The organism is Pseudoalteromonas luteoviolacea (assembly GCF_000814765.1).
In the GTDB taxonomy this organism is placed as follows: domain Bacteria; phylum Pseudomonadota; class Gammaproteobacteria; order Enterobacterales; family Alteromonadaceae; genus Pseudoalteromonas; species Pseudoalteromonas luteoviolacea_H.
This window is the reverse complement of record NZ_JWIC01000005.1, coordinates 681,285-698,670: the sequence shown is the minus strand read 5'-3', so window position 1 is coordinate 698,670 and position 17,386 is coordinate 681,285. Positions and strand designations below refer to the sequence as shown.

The 17,386-nt window shown below is 39.8% G+C and carries 16 protein-coding genes and 1 tRNA gene; 8 read left to right on the top strand and 9 right to left on the bottom strand.

What is annotated here, in order from left to right:
* Positions 1-103 precede the first annotated feature (103 nt).
* A complete protein-coding gene (locus JF50_RS10465; RefSeq protein ID WP_039609364.1) occupies positions 104-877 on the top strand; it encodes a hypothetical protein in 774 nt (257 codons plus the stop codon).
* 48 nt (positions 878-925) lie between these two features.
* Here JF50_RS10465 and JF50_RS10460 read toward each other — a convergent pair whose 3' ends face one another.
* Complete coding sequence (locus JF50_RS10460; protein WP_039609363.1) at positions 926-1,168, bottom strand: hypothetical protein; 243 nt, start codon at positions 1,166-1,168, stop codon at positions 926-928.
* Positions 1,169-2,032: 864 nt separating this feature from the next.
* Here JF50_RS10460 and JF50_RS10455 point away from each other — a divergent pair.
* Together JF50_RS10455 and JF50_RS10450 are read left to right on the top strand one after the other, a co-directional pair.
* Positions 2,033-3,295 (top strand): tyrosine-type recombinase/integrase, encoded by a 1,263-nt coding sequence (locus JF50_RS10455; RefSeq protein ID WP_039609362.1) that lies wholly within the window; start codon positions 2,033-2,035, stop codon positions 3,293-3,295.
* Positions 3,296-3,344: 49 nt separating this feature from the next.
* On the top strand, positions 3,345-5,141 hold the full coding sequence (locus tag JF50_RS10450; RefSeq protein ID WP_039609361.1) for a hypothetical protein: 1,797 nt from the start codon (positions 3,345-3,347) through the stop codon (positions 5,139-5,141).
* A 2-nt stretch (positions 5,142-5,143) separates the two neighbouring features.
* On the opposite strand, the gene JF50_RS10445 is transcribed toward JF50_RS10450, so the two are convergent.
* The 3 genes from JF50_RS10445 to JF50_RS10435 all read right to left on the bottom strand — a co-directional run bounded on the left by JF50_RS10445 (position 5,144) and on the right by JF50_RS10435 (position 7,052).
* Positions 5,144-6,022 (bottom strand): integrase, encoded by an 879-nt coding sequence (locus JF50_RS10445; protein ID WP_039609360.1) that lies wholly within the window; start codon positions 6,020-6,022, stop codon positions 5,144-5,146.
* Positions 6,015-6,236, bottom strand: a complete 222-nt coding sequence (locus JF50_RS10440) for a hypothetical protein (protein ID WP_039609359.1) — start codon at positions 6,234-6,236, stop codon at positions 6,015-6,017. Before JF50_RS10440 ends, JF50_RS10445 begins: the two co-directional genes overlap by 8 nt.
* Before the next feature lie 549 nt (positions 6,237-6,785).
* On the bottom strand, positions 6,786-7,052 hold the full coding sequence (locus JF50_RS10435) for a helix-turn-helix domain-containing protein (RefSeq protein WP_039609358.1): 267 nt from the start codon (positions 7,050-7,052) through the stop codon (positions 6,786-6,788).
* Positions 7,053-7,147: 95 nt separating this feature from the next.
* On the opposite strand from JF50_RS10435, the gene JF50_RS10430 reads away from it, so the two are divergent.
* Positions 7,148-7,339, top strand: coding sequence for a hypothetical protein (locus tag JF50_RS10430; RefSeq protein ID WP_039609357.1), 192 nt, complete (start codon positions 7,148-7,150; stop codon positions 7,337-7,339).
* Between the two features lie 78 nt (positions 7,340-7,417).
* Here the strand turns inward: JF50_RS10430 and JF50_RS10425 are convergent, their stop codons facing one another.
* Positions 7,418-8,431, bottom strand: a complete 1,014-nt coding sequence (locus JF50_RS10425) for a hypothetical protein (protein WP_039609356.1) — start codon at positions 8,429-8,431, stop codon at positions 7,418-7,420.
* Positions 8,432-8,468: 37 nt separating this feature from the next.
* On the bottom strand, positions 8,469-9,050 hold the full coding sequence (locus JF50_RS10420; protein WP_052262235.1) for a hypothetical protein: 582 nt from the start codon (positions 9,048-9,050) through the stop codon (positions 8,469-8,471).
* A 344-nt stretch (positions 9,051-9,394) separates the two neighbouring features.
* Here JF50_RS10420 and JF50_RS10415 point away from each other — a divergent pair, with 344 nt between their 5' ends.
* The 4 genes from JF50_RS10415 to JF50_RS10400 all read left to right on the top strand — a co-directional run bounded on the left by JF50_RS10415 (position 9,395) and on the right by JF50_RS10400 (position 13,609).
* On the top strand, positions 9,395-9,631 hold the full coding sequence (locus JF50_RS10415) for a helix-turn-helix domain-containing protein (RefSeq protein WP_039609355.1): 237 nt from the start codon (positions 9,395-9,397) through the stop codon (positions 9,629-9,631).
* Positions 9,632-9,924: 293 nt separating this feature from the next.
* The gene (locus JF50_RS10410) at positions 9,925-11,055 is read left to right on the top strand and encodes a hypothetical protein (RefSeq protein WP_152614508.1); all 1,131 of its coding nucleotides are present in this window, start codon (positions 9,925-9,927) and stop codon (positions 11,053-11,055) included.
* Positions 11,056-11,361: 306 nt separating this feature from the next.
* Entirely contained in the window at positions 11,362-11,949 is a 588-nt protein-coding gene (locus JF50_RS10405) for a hypothetical protein (protein ID WP_039609353.1), read from the top strand.
* Between the two features lie 214 nt (positions 11,950-12,163).
* A complete protein-coding gene (locus JF50_RS10400) occupies positions 12,164-13,609 on the top strand; it encodes a hypothetical protein (RefSeq protein WP_039609352.1) in 1,446 nt (481 codons plus the stop codon).
* Between the two features lie 551 nt (positions 13,610-14,160).
* On the opposite strand, the gene JF50_RS10395 is transcribed toward JF50_RS10400, so the two are convergent.
* The 3 genes from JF50_RS10395 to JF50_RS10385 all read right to left on the bottom strand — a co-directional run bounded on the left by JF50_RS10395 (position 14,161) and on the right by JF50_RS10385 (position 17,377).
* Positions 14,161-14,237: transfer RNA gene (locus tag JF50_RS10395), tRNA-Pro, on the bottom strand.
* Positions 14,238-14,423: 186 nt separating this feature from the next.
* On the bottom strand, positions 14,424-14,921 hold the full coding sequence (locus tag JF50_RS10390) for a DUF6702 family protein (RefSeq protein WP_039609351.1): 498 nt from the start codon (positions 14,919-14,921) through the stop codon (positions 14,424-14,426).
* The gene (locus JF50_RS10385) at positions 14,921-17,377 is read right to left on the bottom strand and encodes a M1 family metallopeptidase (RefSeq protein WP_039609350.1); all 2,457 of its coding nucleotides are present in this window, start codon (positions 17,375-17,377) and stop codon (positions 14,921-14,923) included. Before JF50_RS10385 ends, JF50_RS10390 begins: the two co-directional genes overlap by 1 nt.
* Positions 17,378-17,386 lie beyond the last annotated feature (9 nt).

Here is a 17,386-nt window from a genome sequence, read left to right as displayed (position 1 = left end):
AAAACATGTAAAAACAAAAATTAAACACTAATGAAACAAGTTTGTAATTACAAGTTACTAGTGTAGTATAATGAAAGCGATGAAGGTATGATTTGGAGAGTCTATGTCACAACAGAGTTCACAATCCCCACAACCACAACCACAACCACAACCACAATCAACATCACAACCTCAACCCCAATCACAGCCGAGAGCAAGCATCCTTGAAATTCAGTGGGGTAATGTTGTAGCCAAGGTATACAGAAAGCGCGTTTTAGCATGTATTGCTGTTGTGGGAGCTGTAAGCTTTTTATTTAAAAAAGAGATCAAATCTTGGATTGATCGCCAGAATGATACCGAGCCATATGTTCAATATGATAATTACAAAGCGATTCACCCTCAAGTAAATGACATTATCTCTAGCTGGAATAAGGTGCACTCAGTTGAAGACACCTTAAGAGATGATGTAAGAAAGATATTGCGCACCATTTACGGTATTCATAGTAGGTTTTCGACATTGAAAGTCGATAAGCTATCAATTAGTACTCAAATTTATTGGCATATGGATAACGCTAGACTCAATAATATCCTTTATGACATTCATGGTGACGAAAAGTATGCCGAAGAAGCTATAAAGTTTGTAAATGAAGCAAAAAGGCTTAGCTCTGACGCCAGTAAAATGAATGACAACGATCTTAAAAATCTCCACGAACATAATGTTGACTATGAAATTGACTGGATCCAAATTGCTTCATTTACTCTAACGATATCAAATGGAAATGGTTTATATAAAGCGGAGCTTGAAAAGTTAATCGCTAAGTATGGAGGTTGTGATATGTTTAAAACTGATCCAGTTACTCATTTTAAAATGAGAGAAGGGTTGCCGTGCGCAGCTTGAGTTTGAGGTATTGTGAAGGGCTATTTTTAGCCCTTCTTTTTCTTTGGGCTAAGATACAAGTCCACTAAAAATTTCCAAGATAGACTTGGAGTCACTTGGCTTTTCAGGTGGTATTGATGGTCCACCGTTACGAGCATTTAATTCGTTATTTGTTGAAATTTCTGTCTCAGTCCCAACATTCGCGACTGATATCCCTGCTACTAACATCAGTGATACTACGCCTAAAGAAATAAATTTTTTCTTACCATTAGTTGCTCCCTGTTTAGCAGGAGTAATAGACTGATCCTTCATACCGATATCCTTATTCATTTTGTTAGTAAGTTTCTACGTTTTAGAACGTCATCGACGTTATACATATGTGTATTATACAAAAAGTTAACAATTCGTCAAGGTAAGCCTATTTTGCTTAACTTAACGTGCATTTTAGCTTGTTTGGCTGATTCTAAAAGGTCAATTTAGTCCTCTTTGAATTATGTGAGAGGCAAATATTAATATACGATTTATCTCTCAGCGATGTTAAGTGTAGCATAAGATCTATAAATACACAGGGCACCAGTATTACGCTGCCGAAAGATGTATTGGTAAGCGTATCTAGAGTTGAGTTGCGTTCAATGAGACGCGTCAATTACGCTAGTGTGATAGGTGTTTGCATTTTATTTGCTGAGGAATTTTAGTTTAGAAGACTTACTTAGCGTACATGGTTGAAAAATAAAGATAGCTATTGATGAGGACGGTTTGAACGGCGTGGGTTTAAAATACAAACAACAATACTAGAAGCAAGTAAATACTTATAAAAGTCATAAAGATGAGTTTAAGAATGTTGAACAACTTGGTTAGTATTGGGAAATTCTTACAAAATTTAATATGAGAGGTTTAATAAATTATTGAATAGGGTAAGGAAAAGCTGGTCGGCATAGCAGGATTTGAACCTGCGACCCCTGACACCCCATAAAAATTAACTGTGTTCAAACGTGTACAATCATGAACAAACGTGGCCCATCGTGAGGCATCTAAATAAAGCCTAACTTATTGCTGTTGCTAATAATTGCGCTGTAAATTATACATAGTGAAGCAACGTGATGAATCGTGAGTTAAAACCAGTTGGTGCGATAACTGTGCGATAAATTTATTAGCTATGTGTTAGGTGTGCGATAAATGGCGTCTATTAAAGCAAAATTAACAGAGTCGGTGATCAAAAATATTCCACTAGAGATCACCCGAATAACAGATACTGAGCTATCAGGTTTTTATCTCAATGTTGGCAAGCCTAACAAAGATGGGAAGCGTTCTTTAGTTTATTACCTTTATTATCGATTAGGTGGCCGAGGTTCGAAAGAAAGGCGTTTAGCATTAGGCCGTGCGCCTGCTTTGAGCGTTGTTAAGGCTCGTGAACTAGCAAAGCAATACATTGGTGATGTATCGCGCGGTATTGATGTATTCCTTGAACAAAAAGAAAGAACTAAAGCGCAAAAACAAGAAGCTGAAGCGCCAACGGTACAAGAATTAGCTACAGAGTTCCTAGAGCGCTATATCAAGGTTAATCGCAAAGACCCCCTAGAAGTTGAGCGTATGTTTGAAAAAGACGTGCTACCAGCGATAGGGGGCGCTAAATTAAAAGGCATTACCCGCCGAGACATTTTAAGCAAAGTATTAGACCCAATCACCGACAGGGGAGCAGGCACTCAAGCCAACAAAACCCTTTCAATTCTTAAACAAATGTTTGACTTTGCTGTTGAGCGTGACCTAATGCAGGGCAACCCCATTAGCACCGCCAAGAAAAAGAATGTAGGTGGTGTCGAAAAACCACGAACACGCGCCCTTGAATTTGAAGAGCTGATACAAGTATTCGAGCGCTTGCCCAAACTTGGCGTAAGCACTCAAGTGATCTACGCTTTGAAGTTTATAGCTCTAACTGGTTGCAGGCCGATAGAGGTGACTGGCGCGCAGTGGCAAGAATTCGACTTTGATAAAATGATTTGGACCATTCCCGCCGAGCGAGTAAAGCAAAGCAAAGGCGGGGAGCGAACCCATAAAGTGCCAATCACCCAAAATATGATCATTATGCTTGATGAACTACGCGCCTCATTCAGTTATTTAGGATCAAAGTACGTGTTTCCAAGTACAACCTGTACTGCATCCGCAGTTGGTGAGCAGCCTATCGATAGGCACTCACTTTCAAGAGCGGTAAACCGAAAACAAAAAGAGCTAGGTGTTCCAAAGTTTGTCCCACACGACCTGCGCAGAACAATAGCAACACGTTTAGGTGATGATGACATTGGCGCAGATCCAATAGTGGTTGAAAAGATACTCAACCACCAATTGCAGGGAATGCAAAAGGTATATAATTTGCAGGAGTATATGGATAGAAGGAGAGAGGTTTTAATGAAGTGGGCGGTTAAAGTAACAGAGCGAATTTAACCGCGAGTCATTATTTGTATAGAGCATTAAAATGCGAGAAAGGAAATTTATGAATATAAAAGATGATGTGTCTTCTGCGTTAGACAACGTTTTTAAAGAGTCAAAAGATTTTATAATTATTGGCTTAACAGGTCGAACTGGTTCTGGATGTTCGACTTGCGCAAAACTATTAAATGGAGAAAAGCTGCCACTACCATCACCTTTAGACTCGCATTTTAGGGGCAATGAAGCTAGGAAGTATAAGATCATAAAAAAGTATATTGATAAAACTTGGAGGAAGTTTGAGTGGTTGCAAGTTCGGTGCGTCTTAAGCCGTTTTGTATTAGAGCTCAACTTTTCAGCATTTTGTCAACTGGTTGCCAATGTTGTCAGCTTAGACATCAAGGATGTCAGAAGTAAGTTAGGGCGCTTCCGAGATAGTTATAAAAGTTATCATGAACAGTTAAATCACTTTCTATCCATGGGAGAGGTAGAAAAGAGAAGTTCAGCTTATAAGATATACTTTGAAGTTTTACCTCAATTCACGGAAGAACTGAGGGGTAGCTTAAATGATCTATCTAACAGCGCATATACAACTCTGTATCAAAAAGTTGGTGACAATGTACGGTCATCTGGAAGAGCGGATAAAGCGGAGTTTGATCCTGATAATGTTTTTATATTTCCTTCAATAATAAATAAGGTTATCAAGGCTGTAAGGTATAGAGCCAAACAAAATGGCACTCCTTGTTATATAGTAATTGATGCGATTCGAAATCCTTATGAGGCTGTTTATTTAAAGGAAAGGTATGCCAATTTCTTTTTAATCTCAGTTAATACGACTAACGAAAATAGGCTTCGGCACTTGAGAGAAAGCCATAAATTTAATTTTCAGCAAATTGAGTGCTTAGATGAGAAAGAATATCCGGAAAAATTATCCGGCCATAATAAATTCATTTCTCAAAATATTCAAAAATGTATTGAAACCGCAGATATCCATATTAATAACCCTAGAGAGGATAACTTTGAAAGCAGTGAATTAGCTGGCCAACTAGCATGGTATGTGTCGCTTATGATGCACCCGGGCTTGATCATGCCAACTTCAGTAGAAAACTGCATGCAAATCGCTTTTAGTGTTAAAAAAAGCTCTGGTTGTATTTCGAGACAAGTTGGTGCTGTAGTAACCGATGAGTTTTATTCGGTGAAATCAGTTGGATGGAATAATACAGCACAAGGGCAAGTCCCATGTTTGCTTAGAAGTGCCGAAGATTTAATAAATGGTGCTGATAAAATAGCTTACAGCGACTATGAAAAAAACGATAGGGAATTCAGGAATAAGGTAGAGGATAAATACCTTGCAGTGCTTGATGAAATTGGTAAAGATGGTAGGAATCCTTCATTTTGTTTTAAAGATATACAAAATGAAATAGAAGGTGAAAAGAATCAAGTTCATACCCGTTCACTACATGCAGAAGAAAATGCCTTTTTGCAGATATCAAAGTACGGTGGGCAAAAAGTTAAAGGTGGTTTTTTGTTCACAACGGCAAGCCCTTGTGAACTATGTGCAAAGAAGGCTTCGCAGCTTGGGATTGCAAAGATCTATTTTATAGATCCATACCCTGGTATCGCGACAACCCATATTTTGAAGTCAGGTGATAATCAACCCGTTCTTGAGTTGTTTCGAGGAGCTGTAGGAAGCGCTTTTCACAGGTTATATCAACCAAAAATGCCATATAAAGATGAGCTCGAGATGGCATACACGATAAAAAAGCAAACAAACAAAAAAAAATCGAAGATTAAGCAACTAGAATTTGAGATCAGCAAGCTAAAAATGGAGCTGGAAACTTTAAGGGCCACAAGAACTGATTAAATTCATAAATAAGTTTCCGTAATCTCAGCCCTAAAATGCCCCATCTCTTGCGAAACGGTCTCTAATGCCGTTTCATATTTATACCCCAAGCTTTTCAGCTCAACCATCCGCTCTTGGGCATAGCTATGTCTAAGACCATGAGCGCCAGTCGAAAATAACAATGCGCGGTTTGAGGCTTTAGAGAAAGAGTCTGACCATTTTTTACCGCCAGCAATATCATAGCGCTGAAGGTAGTTAATTTTTCTGTCTACTACCGTGATAGGTTGTGCTAAACGTTGTTGTTCTAGCTTATTGGAGAGTGTGGTTGGAATCAGCACATGGCGAATTAAGCCGCCTTTACCTTGCACGGTATATAGCTCGCCGCTTCGACCATGCCATTTTGACGCTAGAGCAGGGCGTTTATCTGCACTTCGCTCACTAGCTTTGGCAAGTGTTAGCAGCTCATGGGCGCGCAGACCTGCGGCATAGGCGATTTGTGTAGCGAGTTGATGCTTTGCTGTTTGCCGATGTGAAATAGCTCTGGCTTGATCTTTAGTGTAAGCCCGAGAACGCTTGATTTCTTCTAAACATGACTTAACTCGATAGAGTGTTGCTTTTGGCTGTAGCTTACCGTTTAGTTGCATCATAGCTTGTATTGCTTGACGCTCCATATCTAGGGCTTTTTGGCCGACAATCTCAGCTCGGTAGTCGAGATAAATTCGGGCTTGTTCAATGCTCATAGATTGGATGCCGTTTATACCAATATCCTTTGACCAGCTGGCAACCGTTTTTAGCGCCTGTTCGTAGTTTCTAGCTGTGCCTAAAGAGCGTATATGTTTTGCTTTGGTCAACCCTTTGATAACGTTTTTGGCTTGTGTGCTGGCTTTGGCAAATTTAGGCATTTTTATCGAGCCACCGCTTAACGGTCGTCCACTGCACAACGATACCTCTCATGGCAAGCCAGCGTTGTAACTCAGCTTTAGTTGCACCCGCGTCATATAGTTTACAAAGTTGAGTTCGGTACTTATCAAGTTTGGATGATTTATGACGTTTACGGGCACGTAGTTTTGTTTGCGCTTTTAATAAAGCGACTTCAATATTGGGGTTAAAAGTCATGTTTGTTCCTTGGTTGTAAGATTAACTGGCAACACAGTTGCTCAGCGGCACTAAAGCCTATTCGCCCCAGTTAAGCGCAACTGCGCAAGGCTCGGACTGATCTCGCCTAAAATAAAAATCTCAGATACGTGGAAGCGGCAGCAACTAAGCGCCGAATTTGAAAAGCGCCATAAATGTGGCGCGGCATGACATAAATATTAAAACAGTGAGGGTCCTCACTATGAGTTGTCGGCAGCTGAGCAGCGCCGTTTTTCTTCAATGCCCAAAGGGCTAAATCAAGTTTAGGTTAGCGTTAAATAAGACAGCTTTCAATCTGCGAATAAAAATCTGCGTATAAGCTCAGCAAAACCAAGCCCCACGCTATGAAGCGAGCGATTTATCGCTTCGACATAGCGGGGGGCGTAGCCCCTTTTAAAAGAGGAGGAAATTGCTCATGATGCCTCGGAGAAAAGGGCTTGGTTTTTAGCAAATTTGCAGGCGAGAATATATGTAAGGTTTAGGCTAATTCAAAAACCTCAAATGGTAGGTCAGGTCAAATAAAATGGTGAGTTAACTACCTTTGTAATCAGCTATTCTCCCAGCAAGTCCATCCTCTTCACAAAACAAAAAGGCAGTTGGTACGTCTAAAACTTTAGCGAGTGCTTTGACTGTTTTAAAATCAGGCGCATGAACCCCTTTTTCATACTGGTTCATTCTCGCAGAAGCTGAGAACTCGTCCATTCCTGCCAAAATACCTAACTGTTTTTGAGATAAACCTTTCCTCTTTCGAGCCTCTTTTAAGCGCTTTGGAAAGGGCGACTCGTCATTTGTTTTCATCGTAAATCGATTAATTCTTGAAAACTAAGAGTCTCTTAGCTTTAATGTTATTCTGATACTCAGGAATCCTTAGTTTTAATGTGAGAGGCTAAACCATGTTTTTTAAAGCACTGAAAGCAACCGCGTTAATAGCGCTTGAAGTCATGATCGACGACGATAAAAAATCAGACCAAGACAAGTTTATTGATGAACACAATGGTGGGATGGGTAATGTAAACTTCTATGGTGATGAATATACGGAGCAAGAAGCACGAGAAGGCGATGATAGGGGGGAGTTTTATTATTAAGAGTTACATCTTTTTTAAGTTATAAAGAGGGCTGAAATATGGATTGGTTCAGCCCTTTAGACTACACAAAACATGCTATTACTTTGCAAGTTCGTCGTTTTCAGCCTGTGCAATACTTGTTTTTCTTTCTCTAGACCAAGATAAGACAAGGTCTTTGGCAACTATGTGTTCTAGTTCCCCAATCTCTATGAAGTAGTTTTCACCAAGGCTAGATAAGATAATAACGTCTTTGTAGATACAAAAATCGGTTGAGCTGTTAATAGCATGCAGGTTTTGTGCTTTTAAATAGTTACATGCTTCTTTTTTAAGCGTTAGGGTTTTGACTTCAAAGTTCCCAAATCCATAACGCGCCATGACATTTTTCGGCACAGCATTACCTTCACCAAAGCCAATAAAAACAGTAATCAGTACGGTAATAGTAAGAGCCGAATAGAAGAAAGGTTTTGAGCGTTTTCCGTAGCTAATAACAGCTATTAAATTTATTGATAATACTGAGGAGACAGCTAGGATGAGAAAAGCGTCAGCATCTGTTTTGGCAGCGGTGCTAGCTAGACCGTAGAGAATGATTATTGGCGAAATGGAAATACAGAAACTGAGGAAAGATATAAATAGATATGAAATTATGTCTTTCCAAAAGCTTGCCTTGGGTTTCCTGAGCTGTTGATAGGCAACTTTTGTTTTAAAGATGAAAGCTGCTATAAACATTGCTACTGCGAAAATACAAGTGGTATAAAGGTAGTATGTTTTCCCTATTAATATGACTGACGCGAAAAGAGCAACTTGCGGTATTAAATATAAAACAATAATTACTCCAGTACTCACGTCTTTGATTTGTTGTATTTTTTTCCCAAAGTTCTCTCGCCAGTACAACCCGGGTAAGATAAAGGCCACCACGATAATGGCAAGTATTATGAAAGCGGTAATAGCACTGGCTCCTAAGAGCATCGTCGAAGATTGAAAGTCAAAACTTGGCATGTAGCGGATATGGGCATAGTAGATAGTAAAAATCGACCCACCAAGTAGTAATATTGATGACCAAAATATGGTGCCCAAGTTGTTATAAGAGTATTCCTTTAACTTATTAATATCCATTACTTTTTCCACGTTAAGTATCGTTGCTTATTGTGGGCTAACCCCAGTTCATCAAGTCTGCGTGCAGCCCAAAAGGTTGAAATAGTTTTTGGCCAAGAGGAAGCCCTGAGTAGATTTCACCAATACTCTTGGGAAAATGACTGTAGCCAGATCGTTCTAATAACTCCCTTTCTAGGTATAGATTCGCAATATAGAGTCCTGCAAGAGACTCCAATACGTTACCGAGGTTGGCTTTGTGGAAGTGTTCTCTGCGTTCATGTTTTACGTTGTTATAGTCTGACCACCAAGAGGGGGATCTACCCTCTTCAAATGCTTTCCATGGGGTGTATCTGAGCTCGAACTCAAAGGACAGCACTTCCTCCGCTATCAGCCCTTGTTGATTTTCCACTATCCACTGACGATAAATATTTATATTTGCATTTTTACCCTTTTTGTTAGGGCGTATATCACATATCTCTTTAAGTACCACCTCAACTTCAGCACAAATTGCAAGATAGAGTTTGGCCAATTCTATGGAGTATGTTTTGAAATTGTCAGGAGCAAAGTGTATGTAGCGAGACAAAGCGCATACATCTGATTCTAACGAGAGATAATAGCGCCAATGTAGATTTTGTTTCATGGTTTCCTTACGTAGCGCACATTTTGGGTTGAGTATCGTTAAAGTGCACTGTCTGCTTATATTTTTATCCAATTATTTAAACGGTTATCTTAAATTAGAAGACTAGTAAATTACTAGCGCAAAAGTTACTCCCAATTTCTTGATACCTCACACTCAATCATTTATATTCACAAATGCGCACGTTTGCTGCGTTACTGCGAGGGGAGTCACTTCGGTGACTGAAAACAGGCGCTTTTATAGCTGCCTTCAATACGTAAAGAGGAAAGACATTGCTGCATATGCAGCATCGTGCATACGTGCATGAATGATGCCCTTCGCTCCATTAAACGTATTGGAGGACTGTCATGTCATCATCTCAAACTATTTCAGTTAAAGACTTAGCTGACCTACTACAATTATCACCACGTACAATCCACAACCGAATTAGTGCGCAATCTAAAGCAATAGAAGCTGGTGAAAATCCAGAGAGCTACCAAGTACAGCGTTTAGCACCACCTTCAATAAAGTTGGGAAAATCACGTTTGTTCATACGGGAAACCGTTGAGCAATGGCTAGCTCGTTTTGAAGGGGTGAAGATGTAAGGAAGGCGAAAGGGGCTGCTTGACCGGCGACACCCCAACCGCACTTTGCATCTTCAAATTATATGCTTGCCTTACAAGAAAGGCCACCTTTGTCGTGGCCTGAGTATGCTATTGCCTCACCAAAAGACTTTTACGAGTTAATAGATTTTCATTCACCCAAATATGTGAGGGCACTTTTTAGTCATAACCACGAATCAGGTAAAAAAATCTTTTTATTGGGAAGCCAAAAGTCCAGTAAGGTCACAGATTTAAAAACTTTTAAAATAAAAACAACTAGATATGTTCAAGGAGTATTGAACAGTAAAAGCGAAGCGGTTAACAATTACTATAGTCCAAACGAGTTTTATAGTTGGCCAAGAGCGATAAATTTGGCTCTTTTCAGGGCTAATTGGATTGATATTGATGTTACTGAAAAAGTTGACGCAAGAAAGGTGCGAGAGCTTGAACATGACTTAATTGAAAAAGTTATTCAAATTTTAAAAAAGAATAAGATACCACCATTTACTGGCTATGTTTGCTCGGGTTCTGGCGGGATTCATTTATATTGGATTTACGCTCCTATTGACGCTTCTCAAGTTAATAAAGAACTGTGGAAAGCGATAGCAAACATATTAATTGAAAGTTTACAAAGCATACGCGCATTATGGTACATCGACACAACCGCATCAAAAAGGGCTTATGGAAATCTGCGTATACCAGGCTCTGTTCATGGGCGAACGGGTTTACAAGCAAGGTTTTTTGGCGGTGGCCCTAAGTACCAATTTGAAGAGCTACTGAAATATCTCAATTTGGAGTCATTAAGAGATAGCTTGAGACTAGAAAAAGAATTGAGAGTTGTCAGGTTGCCAAATGAACCTAAAAGCAATAAGCCCAAACAACAAACTCAAAGGCGTTACAGTCACAACATTAAGGATTGGTGGCTCAAATGTATAAACACCATTCAAATTCATTTTCGTAAGCAAGGCAAGGTGCCTAGAGGCAAACGTGATAAAACAGCATTCATTCTATTTGTTGCCTTGCAACATTTAAATAAAGACTCTGCTTTTGAAAAGCTGGTAAAAATAAATGATGAGCTGATAGGTTTTTCACTCGAAGAGTTAAACGGACTGACAAAAACGGCAAAAAGCACTTTCTACAAATACAAAAAAGAAACACTAGCTGAATACCTAGAAGACTTACTTGACTACCGTCCTGAATACTTGTGTACAAAGCCCAAAGTTAAGTTATCAAGTGATGAAATTAAGCAAAGGCAGAAAAAAGCGGCCAAAGATACGGCTACTAAGAAGGGAAATAGCTCTCGAGAGCTCGTGCGAGAAGCTTTTAATGAATTGATCAATGAAACAGGCAAAAAGCCAACTCAGAGGCAAGTTGCCGAGAGGGCTGGGCTAGGGTTACGAACGGTGAAACGGTATTGGTTTAGCTAAGGGTAAATACCGGAATTTCCAAACCAACGAAAGGTGTAATTTATTTAAGTAAGTCTTAACTTGGTCTGCCAGAAGAGGTTAATAGTATTTTATCAAACCTGAAAGTCGCAAAGCTCCATGATCGGATCTTGAGGCGCACGCGTTCTGCCCCAAAACGTGTTTAGAGTGGTGCCTCTGGTTGAGAAGCGGCCATTAGAAAATTCTTTCAAAAGCACTGTTCTTATGTCCAGTTATTCTGTGTTTCTCCTATAGTTAAGAAAACGACCCAATTGGTCGATATTAAATTGTGAAGTGCAAGGAGTGCTGATGAAAGATCTGTTATTTACATCAGTTGACACATTGCTTCTTTTTCTAAGCCCATTCTCTGAGCTCTATGCTGAAAAAGAAACTCTACTGGGGATAATAGCTGCTGTGGTTATCGCTATTGGAATAATGATCAGTGTTGAGATAAAGCGTAATGTACATCCAAACGAAATGGCAAATGCAATGGTAGCAGGATTGTGGATAGCATTAATATTCTATCTTCATATTTCTGCCATCGATGATACGTCTATTGGGTTTATTGGTATATTGACAATTATGATTTCAGCATTAGTGAAATTTTTGGATGGCATGGGGTTTGCTAATGGTTTTAGCTTAATCACAACTCGGCTGTCTTTAATTTCATTAGGTTTGGTGTCGTTATATTGCATATATATTTTCACCAAGATTGATGTTTATCAATTAACTCTATCAGATAAAATATTTGGAATAGTTCATATTTTCATGCTGTTTATTACGTTGACTGGAATTTGGCATTTTATTTGGGTGGTAGCTGAAGGTAATGAAAAGCGCATGGATATACTACTCAATATTTTCAAGTGCTTTCTTTTTTGTTCAATTTATCAATGTTAGTGAGTATCGTGAAGATGGAGTCTTGTATGATGGTATGTATTATATGTACCTAGCTGCATTTCCTCTTGGCGTGGCTCTGGGATTTTTTAATGAAAATGGTGACCGTGTATATAGCACTTAACAAGCGCCTTCACACGGATTCGCTACACTTCGTTCCGCTCACCGGTGAGGCGGGCGTTAGGCTTTTCGAACAAATTTACATAAAGAGGTGGTAATGAATATATTTATTGGTGGCAACCCACTTACCAAGAAAGATGATAATACAGTTATTTATACTCAGCCGAATTTTATGCCCCCTTTGAAATCATTGGAATCTTTTCCGAATATTAAAAAATCTGATGTGCCATATTTCATCGAAAATCTTTACTTTCTAACAATGGAGGGAAATGGTTTTTCATACTTTTATCCCAATACAGAAACAGGAATAAATTTATGCCGATTTGAATGGCATTATGAACATAAAAACAATCCCTATGAGCTTAGAGTGGGAGTCTCATTCAAAGTTTTGAAAGGCTCGCTAAATGATATCGGTTTTTATATTGTACCTCATGCTCATTATGAGGACTTAGAGAAAGAAAGAGACAGTTATGAACTGGAAGATGAGGAATATAATAAAATAATTGATAATATCAATTATAAAATTGAACAGGCGTTATTGCGCGTCAAAACACAACCTAAAAAAACGTTTAATATCTTATATTATGTACAATTAGAGAGTGTCGTTACAGATTTGATAGAGGTTAGTCCTACTATGTACCTGTTACCTTCTAGAATTGTTGATGGAAAAGTAGTATCTGCAGTTGTTATTAAAGAGGTTGGTCACTCATATCTATCTGCGAAACGATTTTCTGATGAAAAAGCGAACTTTTTATGTGCTGTTATGACATTGGTTGTGCATGGTGCAAAGGTTACTCATATAGAAAGATATCCCTCTCACATTACACCAGCCGATAAGCATTTTGATCTAACGAAGGAAAATATAGATAAGTTCTACCCTGACACAGATACACGTATATCTGATAGTAACTGTCTAACAGATGAAAATATTGAGTTTATCTCTAGTCTACTTGCTTCATTCGACACGCTACCAAACACCAAGGATAAAAGAAAGATACTAAATATGTTGTTCTCATTTTATTCAGCCAAAGAAACTGAAGGGGTTAACCAAACTGTTGGCTTGGTTAGTTATGTAGCTTGTCTTGATGCTATTGCAAAAGAGCTTTTCTCTACATATAGAGATGAGCATGGTTCAAGGAAAGCTTTGGTTCATGCTATCGTAGAGCTCCTGTGTAAATCTGAGGAAGAAAGCGATATCGATAAGTGGTCAAAGAGAATTTATAATGACCATCGTTCCAGTTATGTACATGGCGCTAATATAAGGTTTGAAGCATTTTCGCAAAATATGGATGGTAAAAATTTTGCAGGGTTGCCAAAGGCTTTGCCGACAGAAGCAAAGCCAGTTTCTAAGCAGTATGAATACAATTCTGACTACATGATTTTAAAGAAAGTGACCTTAGCTGTGCTCGTGAGTTATATAGAAAGCGTCACAGGAGATTCACTACCTCATGTAATTTCAAACGAAGAAGTTACCTTTAAAACGGAGTCAATTCCGGAAGCCCACGTAAGTATGCCAAACAATGGTTGGATGCGCCTTACATGATAACAAGCCTAACAAACTGTTTAAGAGTGATTCGCAACGCATGGCATTTTTACTATGCGTTGCGTTTAGTGTTTAAGGTGTTTTGAAGTAGCTTCGGTATTGCGTTTCTCAAATCTTAACAGGGCGTTATGAGCGACTTTATCAGGCATATAGCTGCTCCCTCATCTCTAACACGTTTATGTCCAAAAACGAGCTAGAGTGGCCGTCTGCTTTTAGTTCAAACCACCTGTTAGGTATAGTGGCACAATCCTAACTCAATTGCTGAAAGCATAAGGTCATATATGAGCTGCCAAGATTCATTGCCCGTCGATTACAAACTTTTTCTGAAAAGCTTTTATAAAATTCTATCGTGAGGAAGGTAACAAAGGTGCCATTAGCTATCTTCCTATATATCCCCCCCAATCAACACCTAATTTAACCTAAAAATGAGAAAATAAATTTAGATTAATGTGGTGCGATAAATGTGCGATATAAAGTTAATAATTGAAGAAACTAAGTGCGAAAAAAAGAAGAGTAATTGATATAACTTATTGAATAGGGTAAGGAAAAGCTGGTCGGCATAGCAGGATTTGAACCTGCGACCCCTGACACCCCATGACAGTGCGCTACCAAGCTGCGCTATATGCCGACTTGGTTGTCACTATAATGATTTTATTTTAAAAGGCAATAACTAATTGGTTTGTTTGGACATTAATTCGTCATAACAGGTTAGATAGGGCGGGTTGGCAGTAATGTGTGCTTGAATTTTGTAATTGTTGCGCAAATAGCGTTGTGTCAAAAAGGCGCAACTTTGCAGCTGCACCTATAAGTTACTTTAAAACTTGGTCACGAGCCACTTATCATTGCGGCTAAAGTACAAGGTGCGTACCTTGCCTTTGCCTTCCACGTTGACCATATTGACCTGTGCAGGCCAAAGGTCTCTCAGTGAGCCGTTATACATTTTTAAGCCTTGTACTTCCTTGGGTAGAGTTGTTTCTTGATAAACCCAAAAAAACTTACCTTCAACTTCAAAACCTACATTGGTTAATTCGACTGACTGGTCATTCAGCGCTTTCAACTGAAAGTGCTTCGCGACGTAATCTGCAAATTGCTGTTGGGTTGCTTTTGAATTAAGGATATCGGCTTTTTTATCAAATAAAGACTGAACCGCATGCTCAGTATCGTGAAGATAAAAGCGGTGCATGATCTCCAAGTGGCCCGAGTTTTTATTGAACAAAACGGTGGTTTCAGCGGCTTTTTGTTGATGCGCAGAAACCACCGTGCTGAGTAATAAAGCCAATGTGATAAAAAAAGTGTGTACAGTGTTAGTCATTACTTACTTCCTTCCTTTTTATCACTTTTAAGCTCTGTTTTGATATCTTGCATGATGTCGCGTTTAACCTTATCTTCGCTCTTGGCTTGTTTATACGCTTCAACACGAGACGGGATGATGCGACGTGGATAATGGTTGTTTTCTACATCCACATCGGCAGTTTCCCAACCAGGATCGACAACCACATTGGTCAGCACTTTATTTTTATCGGTGACAATTAACTTACGAACATGCTTAGGCGTTCTGCGCCAGATCTCAGCAGGGATATATTGGCTCTCTTTACTGCCATCTTCATAGGTTAACTCGAGCAAAATCGGCATCACTAAACCGCCAATATTCGAAAACTCCAGTACATAATAGTTTTTGTCTTCTTCTAGTGCGCGGGCAAGTGTTTTACGCTCCCAAGGCTTAAGAGATTCCAAGAACTCTTTGTATTCGTTGCGCTCTTTATTGGTGACGGTGAATCTGTCATTGTCATCATAAAAGTCTTTAATATCTGGATTGAGCTCTACCCACAACTTTTTGCCTTCGGCTTTGTTGCGTTCAACAAATAATGAAGAGGGCTTATCTTGTTCAAATTGACGTTGTCGCGAAAAATCAATGTCAGGATCATGTGTATCTAAGCGCATCTGGTAAACCTTGTCGATGGAAATATCGACATGATCGGTTGAATAGAACCAACCGCGCCAGAACCAGTCTAGATCAACGCCTGAGGCCTCTTCCATCGTACGGAAAAAGTCAGATGGGGTAGGGCGTTTAAATCGCCAGCGCTCTGAAAACTCTTTGAATGCGAAATCAAACAGCTCACGACCGAGGATAACTTCACGCAAAATGTTCAATGCGGCAGCGGGCTTAGTGTAGGCATTAGGGCCTAAATTCAAGACGCTATCAGATTGCGTCATGATCGGTACCTGATTTTCAGATTTCATGTAGCCGACAATGTCTCTTGGCTCAACACCCCAAGGAATGTTTGGATCCCATTCACGCCCTGCTACGCCATCTAGAAAGCTGTTTAAGCCCTCATCCATCCATGTCCACTGGCGCTCATCAGAGTTAACTATCATTGGAAAGTAAATATGCCCGATCTCATGGATCACCACGCCAATTAAAAAGCGTTTTTCTGCTTGAGAATAGGTACGTGTACCATCGTCTTGCAACTCGGTGCGTGGACCATTGAAGGTGATCATGGGATATTCCATGCCGCCGACAGGGCCATTGACTGATTGTGCAGTTGGGTAAGGGTAATCGAAAGAAAAGCGTGAATAGACTTCCATGGTGTGGATCACAGACTCAGTTGAATACTTCTTCCACAGGTCGCCGCCTTCTTTTGGATAGAATGACATGGCCATAACCAAGGGCATCTCTTCACCGCCTTGCTGGTAGCCGCGTGCATCCCACATGAATTTTCGTGATGACGCCCATGCGAAATCACGGACGTTTTCTGCTTTAAACTTCCAAATTTTACGCTTGTTTGTGCCCGCTTTTTCGTTTTCAAGTGCTTCTTCTTCGGTAACGATAAAGACTGGTCGTTTGGCTGTTTTAGCAGCTTTTAAACGTTTACGCTGGGTTTTACTTAACACGTCTTTTGGGTTGGTTAATACACCCGTGGCACTGACAATATGGTCGGCAGGTACATCGATTTCAACTTCATAATCACCGAACTCTAACGTGAATTCTCCACGGCCTAAAAACTCTTTGTTAGTCCATGCTTCATAGTCTGTGTAAGCATGGAGTCTTGGGAACCACTGCGCTAACAAGAATATATCGTTACCGCCTGGACGCGGATCATCAGCAAAGTGCTCATATCCTGAGCGGGCAGATACGGCGTCTTCTTCTACGATGTTAAATGCAAAATCAATGGTAAATTTAACCGAGTCACCCGATTTCAGTGGCTTAGGTAAGTCTATTCGCATTTGTGTGCCGACGATAGTAAAGCTGAGTTTCTTGCCACGATGATCCGTGACTGCGCTTATTTCATAGCCCAGTTCATTGTCCGTCATAAACTGTTGGCGTCTGAGCTCACCTAAGCTGATTTTTGCTGGCTTATTCTCATCACCGTGCTTGGTGTAAGGGCCGCGGCGACCAACGCCACCAAAGTTGTTTGCCATATTGGCAATGGAGTCATCTTTAAAGATATTTTGATCGAGTTGCACCCAAAGGTACTTTAAACGATAAGGGGAGTTGTTGTGGTAGGTGATTTTTTCATGACCCGTCAATCGACGTTTTTGCTCATCAAGTGAGACCTTGATCTTATAATCTACCTTTTGTTGCCAGTATTGTTGTCCTGGCTCCCCCGCCGCGTTGCGATACACGTTTGGTGTTGGCAACACTTCGTCTAATTGTCGGAACTTGTCTTCAAAGTTCCCTTTCGTTTGATTTATTACGGATGCATTGGTAACGCTTGAAAATACCAGCGTTGCAAATGCGGCAATGAGTATTGATGTGTTTGTTTTCATTTTACTTTC

What these genes read in the sequence shown, in the direction of transcription:
- JF50_RS10400 (WP_039609352.1), top strand. Translation starts at nt 12,164, where the DNA reads ATGAATATATTTATTGGTGGCAACCCACTTACCAAGAAAGATGATAAT.
- JF50_RS10450 (WP_039609361.1), top strand. Translation starts at nt 3,345, where the DNA reads ATGAATATAAAAGATGATGTGTCTTCTGCGTTAGACAACGTTTTTAAA.
- JF50_RS10455 (WP_039609362.1), top strand. Translation starts at nt 2,033, where the DNA reads ATGGCGTCTATTAAAGCAAAATTAACAGAGTCGGTGATCAAAAATATT.
- JF50_RS10465 (WP_039609364.1), top strand. Translation starts at nt 104, where the DNA reads ATGTCACAACAGAGTTCACAATCCCCACAACCACAACCACAACCACAA.
- JF50_RS10420 (WP_052262235.1), bottom strand. Translation starts at nt 9,050, where the DNA reads ATGAAACAAAATCTACATTGGCGCTATTATCTCTCGTTAGAATCAGAT.
- JF50_RS10440 (WP_039609359.1), bottom strand. Translation starts at nt 6,236, where the DNA reads ATGACTTTTAACCCCAATATTGAAGTCGCTTTATTAAAAGCGCAAACA.
- JF50_RS10405 (WP_039609353.1), top strand. Translation starts at nt 11,362, where the DNA reads ATGAAAGATCTGTTATTTACATCAGTTGACACATTGCTTCTTTTTCTA.
- JF50_RS10430 (WP_039609357.1), top strand. Translation starts at nt 7,148, where the DNA reads ATGTTTTTTAAAGCACTGAAAGCAACCGCGTTAATAGCGCTTGAAGTC.
- JF50_RS10445 (WP_039609360.1), bottom strand. Translation starts at nt 6,022, where the DNA reads ATGCCTAAATTTGCCAAAGCCAGCACACAAGCCAAAAACGTTATCAAA.
- JF50_RS10435 (WP_039609358.1), bottom strand. Translation starts at nt 7,052, where the DNA reads ATGAAAACAAATGACGAGTCGCCCTTTCCAAAGCGCTTAAAAGAGGCT.
- JF50_RS10460 (WP_039609363.1), bottom strand. Translation starts at nt 1,168, where the DNA reads ATGAAGGATCAGTCTATTACTCCTGCTAAACAGGGAGCAACTAATGGT.
- JF50_RS10415 (WP_039609355.1), top strand. Translation starts at nt 9,395, where the DNA reads ATGTCATCATCTCAAACTATTTCAGTTAAAGACTTAGCTGACCTACTA.
- JF50_RS10390 (WP_039609351.1), bottom strand. Translation starts at nt 14,921, where the DNA reads ATGACTAACACTGTACACACTTTTTTTATCACATTGGCTTTATTACTC.
- JF50_RS10425 (WP_039609356.1), bottom strand. Translation starts at nt 8,431, where the DNA reads ATGGATATTAATAAGTTAAAGGAATACTCTTATAACAACTTGGGCACC.
- JF50_RS10385 (WP_039609350.1), bottom strand. Translation starts at nt 17,377, where the DNA reads ATGAAAACAAACACATCAATACTCATTGCCGCATTTGCAACGCTGGTA.